The organism is [Mycobacterium] manitobense, from assembly GCF_025821665.1.
GTDB classification, from domain to species: domain Bacteria; phylum Actinomycetota; class Actinomycetes; order Mycobacteriales; family Mycobacteriaceae; genus Mycobacterium; species Mycobacterium arseniciresistens.
Genome location: NZ_JACKSJ010000051.1, coordinates 52,552 through 63,212 on the forward strand (window position 1 = coordinate 52,552; position 10,661 = coordinate 63,212).

Sequence of the window (10,661 nt, forward strand, 5' to 3'; positions counted from 1 at the left end):
CACGCCGCCGACTCCTGAAATAGGCGCAGGTGGGCTGCAGCACACTCCGATACACTGCTGTGATGCAGCCCGGGGGCCCTCTGCTCGAGCCACCCGTTGCCCGTGTCACCCCCCTCGGAATGAGCATCGCGCTGGTGTGCCGCCGATGACCGATCCGCACCCCGTCGACGACGATCCCCGGCTCCAAACGCTGCTCGACTGGCGCCAGCAACTCATCGACTCCGGCGCGGTGTCCGCCCGCAGCTTCAAGGAAGCCCACCTGCGGCTGGTGTTGCGTTCCGGCCGCACGGAGGTCGACCAGGTCCGCGCGATGCTCCCCGGGTCGGCCGCCGAGCACGCCGACGACATGGCCAGGGTGCTGCGTGAACTGGAGGCCGACCCCGCCACCACCGTCCCGGTGGGCACCGGGACCACCGGCAGGCACCACACCACCGACGCCGGCGCCGCCGCCGACACCGGTGGTTTCGCCGCCACCGACCCGGTGCCGTTCGACGAACCGCCACCCGCAGCGGCCAACTTCGCACCCTTCGACGGCGGCGTCCCCGCAGCGGAGGTGCACCCGATCGCGCTGTTCCGCCGCCGTGACGTCAACGGCGGTCGCGGTGCGCTCGAACTGCGTTGGCCCGCATATGAATCGGCGTCGGCCGCGGTGGTGCTCTACCGCCTGGTGAGCGGGGACGACGGGCCGCCTCACTCCCCGGACCGCGCCGACCTGGTGGCCGTCACCGCCGAGCTGTCGGCCACCGACGAACGCATGGCCTCCTCGGCGGTGCGCAGCTTCCAGGTGTGGGCCAACGCCGGCGCCACCCACGCCGAGGCGCTGGCCGCCCAGCCGGTGCTGCACGCCTCCGGCATGTTGATCAGCCCGCTGGCCGACTTCGTGGTGCGTGAGGACGCCGGCCGGGTGATCGGGCAGTGGTCGGTGCCTGCCGGGGTCAGCGCGGTCTACCTCTACCGGGTGCCCGCCGAGGACGCCGACAAGGACGGCCCGCAGTACCGCATCCTGCCCGACGGCGACAACCTCAACGGCTTCGTCGACACCGGAGTCGACCGCGGCAGGCGCTACGTCTACCGGGCGCGCTGCGCCGCACCGGTCGAGGGCGTGCTGCGGCTGTCGGAGGCGACCGCGTTCGAGGTCGAGGTCTCGGCGGTGCTGCTGCCGGTGACAGACCTTGGCGTCTCGGGTGGCAGCGAAGACGGCACCATGCTCGAGCTGACCTGGACGAACCCGCCGGCCGGCAAGGTGGTGATCTACCGGACCGAGGACGGCCCGAGCGCAGGCGCCGACGCCACCGAACTGCCCGGCGGCGCACTGGAACAGGTCGGGCTGGCCGACGAGATGCGGCTGACGCAGCCGGTGGCCGAGCAGCGCGACGCCGACGGCCACGTGCGGTCGATGATGGTCGGCGTCTCCTGGCCGAACGAGTGGAGCCGCGCCTACTTCACCCCGGTCACGCTGATCGGCGATCGGGCCCGGCTCGGCACCACCTTCTCGACGGTGCGCACCGGCCTCATCCGCGACATCGACCTCGCCGAGTACTGCAACAAGCAGGTGCTCACCTTCGACTGGCCCGACGGCGCCGCGGCGGTGGTGGTCTACGTCGCCCCCAAGGGTTACGACGCGCGGGCCGCGATGTCCGGCACGTCGTTCGAGATCACGCTCGAGGAGTACGAGCGGTACGGCGGGATGCAGTTCGCCGGCCAGCTCCCGCTGGGTGGATGTTCGCTGCACCTGGCGCCGGTGGCGTTCTCCGGCGGCCGTCGCATCATGGGCGCCACCGCGAGCATCGACTACCACGGCTTGCTGCGGCTGCAGTACGGGGTGCGGATCGGGCGCGGTCCCGACGGGCAACCCACCACCGCGACCATCGCGATGCGCTCGGAGTACGACCTTCCCGGCTCGCCGGTCTTCGTGCTGGTCAACAACCCGCAGCGGATCCCGCTGTCCATCTACGACGGGCAACCCGTCGACGTGGCGCCGCTCGACGAGCACGGCCAGCTGGCTGCGCAGCCCTCGAAGGAGCTGAGATGGTCACAGCTGAGCACCAGCGGCGGCACCGAGTTGTGGGCGGCGAACCTGCGCGGCAGGCAGGGCTGGATCCGGCTGTTCGTCAACACCCCCTCACCGCTGCGGCTGCGGGTGATCGCACTGCTGGACCCGCCGGTCGAGACCCTGCGACTCACCCCGGCGGCCCCGTGACGACACGGTACGGCCAGCTCAGTTACACGTCTTTCGACGCCGCGGGCACCGTCGGCGGCTGGCAGGTCAAACAGACCGCGGGCGGGCTGACCACCGAGGAGATCCAGACCCTGGTCGCCGGTGTGCGGACCGTCTTCAACCCGGTGCGGCCGCTGCCGGCCTACCCGACCACCCAGCAGCTCGCCGACGGGCCGCGGCGGCTGGCGTTCCGGCGCGTCGACCGCGACACCGCCGGCTACTGGCACACCGTGCCCGCCGGTCCGGACAGCACCGGGCGGCCCGGCAACGTGTTCGCCCACGCGGTGCTCGACCGCACACCCGACCACAATCCGCGGCGCCCCATCGAATGGTGGCGGTCACCGCGGTGGCTGTGCCCGTACGGGCCGCCGGCGGTGGCGGGCGCCGCGCTCCCGGAGGGCGCTCCGGAACCGGGCGGCGTGGTCACCAGGGAGAGCGTCGTGACGTTCGCGCTCGACCCGTCGACCTGGCGGCTGGCCACGCTGCTCGGCCTGCTCGACGCCGTCGCCGCGGCGCTGGCCGGCGGCAGGCCGGTGGTGCTCGGCGTCGAGTCGACCGAGTCGGCCGCCCAGTGGATCGGTCTGGTCAGCTTCCTGATGTCCGCGGGAACCGCAGGGACGCTCAACTTCTCGACGTTCGACCGGGCCGAACAGCTCGGCCTCGCCGTCCAGGGCAAGCAGCACCTGACCGCGGTCCCGCTGGCCGACCTCGACCGGTTGCCGCCCGACGCACTCGTGATCAGTGAGACCGACACGCTGTGGCTCGGCGAACTCGACGGCCAGCCGCACCGCACCGCGGGCGGACAGACCATCGCCGTGACGGCGTGGTCGGCGATGGCACAGGTGGTGCTTCTCGATGCCGAGTCGGCGCGGCTGGTGCTCGACGACATCGACCACTTCGCCGCGCAGGCAGGCGATGTGGGCCTGCATCCGGCGTGGCCGATGGCGATGGCGGTGACCAGGTACGACGAATTCGCCGACGCGGAGGCCGAGGCCCGCGCCGTCATCGCCGCGCACTCCCCGCCGGGTGCGGCTCGCGACCCCGCGGTGGCGAGCACCATCTCCGGGGTCATGCACTGGGTGCTGGGCAACAGCACCCGCGATGCGTGGCAGGCCGTCGAACGGGCATCGCCCGGCCCCGCGGGTGAACTCGCCGACGCGACCTACCTGCGCCGGGCCGTCGCCGACGACGCGTGGCTGGCGCAACCCGGCCCGATTCCGGTGAGCGAGCGGAGCTTTCGAGGGATGCCGGTGCCGGACGAGCTGGACACCGTTCTCGACCCCGCCGTGGCGGCGGCCCGCGCCGCAGGCCCGCACCGGGTGCTCCGGCTGGCGGACCTGCTCATCCGCTCCGGTGTCGACGACCCCCGGGTGCGTACCGCCGTCGACGCCGAGGTGGTGTCGCGGCTGCGGGACGCGCAGCAGGGCCCGTCGCTGGTGGGCGGCCTGGACGGACAGGTCGGCGCGCCCACCCGGCTCGCGCTCGCCGCGGCGCTCTTGGCCGACGCCGACTGCACCGACGGATCCGTGCCGTTGCCCGACGACGTGCTCGACTGGCTGGCCGCCGGGATCACCGCACCGTCGGCCCAGGAGCTCGCGCAGGTGCAGGCACACGACGAGACATGGACCAGGGCCGCGCTGCGCGGAACGTATGCATTGCGGCAGGGCGCGACCGACACCGCCGACCGAACCGCGGCGCTGTGGTGGCTACGCACCTGTGGCTCGAGCGGATTCGAGCAGATGGCCGCCGAGACGCTGTGGCCACCGGGTGACCTGCTCGCCGCGGCAGGGGACGCGGTGCCCGGCGCGGCCACGATCCGCACCCTGATGGGCGCGGCCGACTCACCGGAGCTGGCGCGGCTCGCGAACGCGGTGCTCGCCGCCAACGACGACCACGTCGCGGTCGCATGCGCCGGCGTTCGGCTGATCGAGCCCCAGGTGTGGGTGCAGCAGGGTTACGCGACCACCCATCAGGCGGCGTACACACCGCTGTGGGACATCGCGGCCGAATCGGTTGGCCCCGAGGGGATCCACCCCGACTGCGCCCAGCGCCTGGTGACATTCGCGCTCATCGCCGCCGCGTCCGGACAGCCGTACCCGTCGGTGTGCATCGCGCTGGCACGTGACCCGGCCGCGGCAGGCACCGCGTTCGCGCACGCCACGGCACTCCTGGACGCACACCTTCTCAACCCGGCCGTGGTGCTGGCCGTGGCCGCCCTGCGCTGGAATCCCGATGAGGAGATCGCCCCCACCGGCGATCCCCTCGTAGACATGTCCTGGCAGCTCGCCAACCGCGTGCTGATGACGAGGGCGGGCGCCGAGGGCGTCGACGCCGGATCGGTGGCGATCGCGATGGCGCAGTTGTCCGGTGACATGTCCGACGGCGCGCTGCGGCGGGGCCGCAAGATCGCCGGGCGGTTGCTGGCCCGCGGCGCCGAGGCGCACTCGTCGCCGGCGATCCGCACCCGGTGGGGCCGCTGATGTCCAAGTGCCCCCGCTGTTTCACCGCGCTCAGCCCGGCCGAACACCTGTGGACGCTGTCACCGCAGGCCGGCGGGACCCGATACCGCGACGAGGTCGCCACCGCCTATCTCGGAGCGCCCGCCGAGTGCGGGCCGCTGTACACCTGGGCGCGGCCGGCCGGATACGACGGCCCGCCGCCACCGATCGAGGAGGCCAGCCGGGCACTGCAGGGGCAGGCGATCGAGATCTGCCCGGTCTGCCACTTCACGCTGCCCGACGGCTGGCGCAACGGCCACGCGATCTGTATCGCGATGGCCGGCGCGCGAGCCACCGGGAAGAGCCTCTACATCGCGGTGCTGGTCAAGCAGCTGGAGCTGTTGTGCGAGCGGCTCGGGGTGTCGATGGAGCCGGTCACCCGCGCGACGGCGGCCGCGTACTCGCTGAACTACGAGACACCGCTGTACGTGCAGCGCGGACTCGTCCCGCCGACGCCGACCGTGGACACCCAGGCGTCGCATCAACGGGAGCCGCTGATGTTCAGCATCGGGGTGTGGCACGGCGTCCGCCGCTTCCTGGTGTTGCGCGACGTCGCCGGTGAGGACATGGAGTCGGGCGATCTGCACGCGCCGCCGTTCCGGTTCTTCGCCAATGCCGACGCGGTGTTCTTCATGTTCGACCCGTTGCGCGTCAAGGCCATTCGCGATCAGCTGCAGGACCTGCTGCCGGTGCAGATGTTCAGCGGCGGCGACCCGCGCGGTGTGCTCTACAACATGCTGCAGGCGGTCGGATCGGCGCAGCCGAAGCTCGCGGTGATCCTGTCGAAGTTCGACGCGCTGCGGGTGCTGCGTGACGTCGAGGGATCCGAGTGGAACCTGATCATGTCGAACGCCGGTGCGGCGTATCTGCGGGACACCTCCGACGGCCAGTACTACGACGAGACCGACGGCCAGCTGCTCCACCAGGAGGTGCGCAGCCTGCTGACCCGGCTGCACGGCGGCGGCATGGTCGCCGCGGTGGAGAACCCGTCGAGCGGAATGATGTTGGCGCACCGATACTTCGTGGTGTCCGCGCTGGGCCAGCCGCCGAGTGGCAACCGGCTGCACTCCCGCGGCATCGCGCCGTTCCGCTGCGCGGACCCGGTCCGCTGGGTGACGTCGAGCTTCGGCGTGCTCTGAGCCGGCGAGGCAGGGCTAGCGGGTGCCTGGTGGTGGCCGCATGCTCGGCCCGTACATCCTGCGCCGCATGACGATCGCGACGGCGAGGATCGCGAGGGTGGGCACCGCGAAGGCGAACATGATGACGAGCAGGGGGCCGACTGACGGGGCCTCACCCACGTAGAGCCTGTCCGAGGACATTCCGCTGCACGTCACGGTGAGCGAGCCCCCGCCGCCGGGAAGCGTGGCCACCGCGCGATAGCTGGGAATGCCCCTCCCTCCACCCACGGCATTCGGCCATCTGCTGAAGCGCGGCAGCGTGATCCGTTGGCCGCCGGTACGCACGGCTGTGCAGCGGACGCCGTCCGGATCCTGGCCACGGACGAAGACAGCTTCGGTGTCCTCGGTGATGTCGATCCGGCCGCCGTTGGCGAACGAGCGCGGCTTCGTGTTGTTCGCCATGAAGAACGCCAGGGCACCGGCGATCGACAGCGCGACCACGAGGGCCAGCAGTCCGAAAAGCAGCATCCGTGGGCGGGCCGGCGGCGGCACACCATGGCCCGGCGGGAGGGGCGGATGCCCTGTGACCCGGTGGTGGATGAAGCGGCGGCCGGTACGGCGGACAGTGTTCGTGGTACACGTGATTTCTTCGAGTCGAAGCAACCGGCCCGCCTCTCCGCGGTGTGCGGATCGGCGGGCCGGTCGGCCGTCGAGTCAGCTGCCCTTGTTGCAGGCCCAGGCGTCGATGTAGCCGGGGCCGCTGCTGGACCGCAGGCTGGCCAGCGCCTTGCGCTGCGCGGCGGCCAGCGTCGGGCCGGATCCGCCGTACGCCTGCGTCGAGTTTCGTGCCACCGCACCGCATCCGGTGAAGCTGGTCAGGGTGTCGCAGTCGGTGTAGCCGCAGACCAGTTCGGCCAGCATCTCGGCTTCGCTGCGGCTGGAGTAGTTGTACGCGGTGCCCGATGATCCGTTGCCGGAGTAGGCGATCGCGCCGTAGTACAGGGCGGCGTCGGCGGGCGCCGCGGTAACGGTGCTGAACGAGGCCGCAGCCACGGCGGCGACGAGCAGGGTCGTGGTCTTCTTCATGAGCTCGAGTCCTTTCTGAGAATGGTTGCGGCCGCTAGACGGCGGGCTTGGTGGCGGTGACCTGCTTGCCGAACTCCGAGAACGTCATCGTGAGCTTGGCGTCGTCGGTCGGCGCGATCTGGGCGCGGACCACGTAGTGCGGGTCCCCGTCGGCGATCCAGACGGTGATCGGCAGTGTCTTCTCCTTCTCGGGTGCGCGGCGCAGACCGACCAGGGCGGAGACGTCGTTGGTGGACACGGTGCCGCTGACCTTCGTGGTCTTCGTCCCGTCGATGTCCTCGCCGCCCTCGGACTTCGGATCCTTGATCTTGGTCAGTGCGTTGGCCAGACCGTTGTTGGCGTCGAGCAGGACCGAGATGTTGTAGATCGAGTTGCCGTCGCCGTAGTCGACGAACGTGCCGGGCTCGGCGATGTCGGAGTAGAGGTGGCCGTCGACGTAGATGATCTGCGCGGTGCCGGGCGCGTCGCCCATGTCGAGGGTGACGGTGCCCGTTCCGACCGGCGCCGGCTTGTTCGAGATGTCCGCCTCCAGCGTGGTCACCTTGACGTTGGGGACCTGACCTTCGGCGGTGAGCACGACGTGTGCGCCGGTCAGGCCGCGCATCGCCTCGGCCGACTGCTGCAGCAGGCCTGCGGCGTCCTGGCCGCTCCCGCCGTCGCCGCTGCCGGAATCGGAGCCGCTCTGGCAACCCGCGAGTGCGAGGATCGCAGCGATCGCCGCGGCGATCACGATGGCGAACCGGAATTTCATGGAACTTCTCCTTCTGGTCTCCGCACCCGGGGTGCGGTGGTCGATCGGTTGTCCTGCGGTATGCGGCCCACGGGTCTCTGGGCAGCGCCTGGTCGGCGTGGTCAGCCCTCCTTCCGGGACTCGGGTGAGCCGGTCATGAGATCTTGTCGGCGATCTGGACGGCGACGTCGGTGGCCTGCTGATCCACATCCGGACCGCACGCCCGGACGTCGATCACCACGTTCGAATCGGTGAGCAGCGCCCGCTGGCAGCGGTTCCCGTCCTCGGTGAGGCTGACGGTGAGCCGGCCGTCCTCGTTGTTCGACGGGCCGACGACGAACTGGCGGACGGCGGCCGGCGGGGTGCCCACGCCGACCGTGGTGCCGGTGCACGCCTGCCAGCCGTTGATCTGCTCGTCCTGGTAGATCGCCGCCGCGTCCGCGTCGGGGAAACTCGACACGTACTGGTCGACGACGACGCGGGGGTCGCCCGGGTCGGTGAGTCGCCTGCCGGCGACCCCGGTGAATCCGGATGCGGCGTAACTGGCGGTGTTCCCGGCGTCGGCGGCGCCGGTGCATTCGGGCGGCGTCACCGTGGCGGTGCCGAACTGGGACAGCGGTTGCGCCGTGGCGCCGGCCAGTGCCGCCATCACCGAGCCCACGGCGTTCGGGTCGAGCAGCAGACCCTGCAGCTGCGCGGGGGTGATCGCGTCCTGGGTGGGGGCGGGCCCCTGCTCGGGAATGTCGGGTGCCGCCTGCGGATCGCGGGTGCCGCCACCTCGGGTGACCACCGACAGCGCCGCGACCAGCGCCGCGGCGGCCAGCAGCGCGACGACCGCCACCACCCAGCCGGGCACACCCTTGCGGGAATCGGCGTCCGCCGCGGACGCGCCGAGACTCCGCAGCCGAAGCCGCCAACGCACCGCGAGGGTGAACGCGATCCCCAGCAGGACCAGCATCGCGATGTCGAACAGCCACCATTTCGCCTCGTGGCGCCACAGCGGATCGTCGACGGTGACCAGCGGGGCGATCTTGAGCAGGTCCACCGTCGCCGCGGAGGCGGCGAATCCCCAGCGGGCGGGCAGGAACCACGACACCTGGTCCAGGCCGACCCGCGCGGTCACCGGTATCAGCCCGCCGGAGAAGACGATGGACAGCATGATCGCGGCGACCAGCATCGGCAGGATCTGCTCGCTGGACTTGGCGATCGACGACAGCAACAATCCCAGCAGCGCCGACACGATGGCCGTGATCGCCAGCGCGACATACAGTTCCGCGGTGGCATCGCCCAGCACCAGTGCGCCCTGGGTCGGCCCGCCCTTACCCGCGACCACGATGGCGGTCAGGATCGCGACCTGTGCGGCGGCCGCGATGCTGTAGACGACGACCTTCGCCACCAGGTACGCCCCGGCCGACAGCCCGACGGCCTGCTCGCGGCGGAAGATGGGGCGCTCACCGACGAGGTCGCGCAGCGTCAGTGCGGTTCCCATGAACACCGCCGAGATGTTCAGCAGGATCAGCACCTGTGTCGGCTCGTTGGGGGACGAGCCGCGCGGATCGGCCTCGCCGAGCCCGACGTCACCGGGCACCACCAGCGACAGCGCCCCGAGGATGAAGGGCAGCACCGCAAGGAAGAGGAAGTAGCCGCGGTCGGCGACCAGCAGCCGGCCCTGCCTGCGCAGGACCGTCAGCATCTGTTTGACCGAGCTGGTCCGCGCCGGTTGACCCAGTGGTCCGGCGGCGGGCGAGGGCTTCGGCGGTTGCGCCGCCGCTGGGTTGCGGCCGAGGAAGGCGCGGTGGGCGGCATCGGGATTGGTGGACACCCAGGCGAAGATGTCGGCCCAGTCGCTGGTGCCCATGGCGGCGGCGATCTGCGCCGGCGGGCCGGCGAACGCGGTCTTGCCACCCGGCGCGAGCAGCAGCACCTGGTCGCACATGCTCAGGTAGGTCAGTGAGTGGGTGACGACGACCACGACGCGACCGGCGTCGGCCAGGCGGCGCAGCATTGACATGACCTGGCGGTCGAGCGCGGGGTCGAGCCCGGAGGTCGGCTCGTCGAGGATGAGCAGCGACGGGCCGGTCAGCAGCTCCATGGCGACGGAGACGCGTTTGCGCTGGCCGCCGGAAAGCTTGTCGACCCGCTTGTCGGCGTGTTCGGTGAGTTCCAGTTCGGCGAGCACGCGGGCCACGACGGCCTTGCGGTCGGCACTGCTGGTGTCGGGCGGAAGACGAAGCTGCGCAGCGTAGTTCAGTGCCTTGGTGACGGTGAGCTGGCGGTGCACGACGTCGTCCTGGGGCACCATCCCGATGCGGGACCGCAGTGAGGCGTACTCGGCCTGCACGTTGTGCCCGTCGAAGCTCACCACGCCGGTGGTGGGCTGGGTGGCGCCGCCGAGCAGTTTGATCAGGGTCGACTTGCCTGCGCCGGAGGGGCCGATGACCGCGGTCAGGGTGCCGGGCCCGGCGCTGAAGCTGACGTTGGACAACAGCGACTTGTCGTCATCGACGACCAGGCCCAGCTGGTAGGCCTGCAGGCCGCCGACCTGCGGGGTGGCCGCCTTCGGCGTCAGCGTCGTGCCGGTGAAGGTGAGGTCGGTGTTGCCGATGGCGACGGTGTCACCCGGTCGCAGGACGGTGCTGGTGACGCGTTCGCCGTTGACGAATGTGCCGTTGCTGGAACGGTTGTCGCGCAGTTCCATGCCGCCGGGTACGGCGACGAGGTAGGCGTGCACGCGGGATGCGAGGGCGTCGTCGACGACGATCGTGTTGCTCGCCGACCGGCCGACGGTCAGTGCGCCCGCCGGTGCGGGTGTGGCCGACGGCCGCACCACCCGTTTCACCGCACCGGTCACCTTGCCGAGCAGATCCTCGTCCTGGGCGGGCTGCGGCACCACAGGCGGCGCGGACATGGCGCCGGTGACCGGCGGTGCGCCGCGGTGCGGTGGCCGTGGAGCAGGCGGGGTGGGCCGGGGCGCCGGGGGAGTCGCCCGTGGTGCGGGTCGTGGCGGCGGT

At 71.4% G+C, this 10,661-nt stretch carries 7 protein-coding genes and 1 pseudogene; 3 read left to right on the forward strand and 5 right to left on the reverse strand.

The window, feature by feature from the left end; genetic code table 11:
• Positions 1-145: 145 nt before the first annotated feature.
• From H7I41_RS06775 to H7I41_RS06785, 3 genes are read left to right on the forward strand one after another with little or no spacing between them, the layout of a single operon-like run.
• Positions 146-2,200, forward strand: a complete 2,055-nt coding sequence (locus H7I41_RS06775) for a SaeA-related protein (RefSeq protein ID WP_264011803.1) — start codon at positions 146-148, stop codon at positions 2,198-2,200.
• Positions 2,197-4,698: a GAP1-N2 domain-containing protein gene (locus tag H7I41_RS06780; protein ID WP_264011804.1), complete on the forward strand. Its 2,502-nt coding sequence runs from the start codon at positions 2,197-2,199 to the stop codon at positions 4,696-4,698. The genes H7I41_RS06775 and H7I41_RS06780 overlap by 4 nt, the downstream gene beginning before the upstream one ends.
• Entirely contained in the window at positions 4,698-5,855 is a 1,158-nt protein-coding gene (locus tag H7I41_RS06785; RefSeq protein WP_264011805.1) for a hypothetical protein, read from the forward strand. Before H7I41_RS06780 ends, H7I41_RS06785 begins: the two co-directional genes overlap by 1 nt.
• 15 nt (positions 5,856-5,870) lie before the next feature.
• Here the strand turns inward: H7I41_RS06785 and H7I41_RS06790 are convergent, their stop codons facing one another.
• The 5 genes and pseudogenes from H7I41_RS06790 to H7I41_RS06810 form a co-directional block, all read right to left on the reverse strand.
• A complete protein-coding gene (locus H7I41_RS06790; RefSeq protein WP_264011806.1) occupies positions 5,871-6,362 on the reverse strand; it encodes a hypothetical protein in 492 nt (163 codons plus the stop codon).
• Positions 6,363-6,548: 186 nt separating this feature from the next.
• A complete protein-coding gene (locus tag H7I41_RS06795; RefSeq protein ID WP_264011807.1) occupies positions 6,549-6,920 on the reverse strand; it encodes a DUF4189 domain-containing protein in 372 nt (123 codons plus the stop codon).
• A gap of 34 nt (positions 6,921-6,954) precedes the next feature.
• Positions 6,955-7,671: an LppX_LprAFG lipoprotein gene (locus H7I41_RS06800; RefSeq protein ID WP_264011808.1), complete on the reverse strand. Its 717-nt coding sequence runs from the start codon at positions 7,669-7,671 to the stop codon at positions 6,955-6,957.
• A 133-nt stretch (positions 7,672-7,804) separates the two neighbouring features.
• Positions 7,805-8,299 (reverse strand): sensor domain-containing protein, encoded by a 495-nt coding sequence (locus H7I41_RS06805; RefSeq protein WP_264011815.1) that lies wholly within the window; start codon positions 8,297-8,299, stop codon positions 7,805-7,807.
• A 243-nt stretch (positions 8,300-8,542) separates the two neighbouring features.
• Positions 8,543-10,661, reverse strand: a pseudogene (locus H7I41_RS06810) (ATP-binding cassette domain-containing protein); the annotation flags it as partial.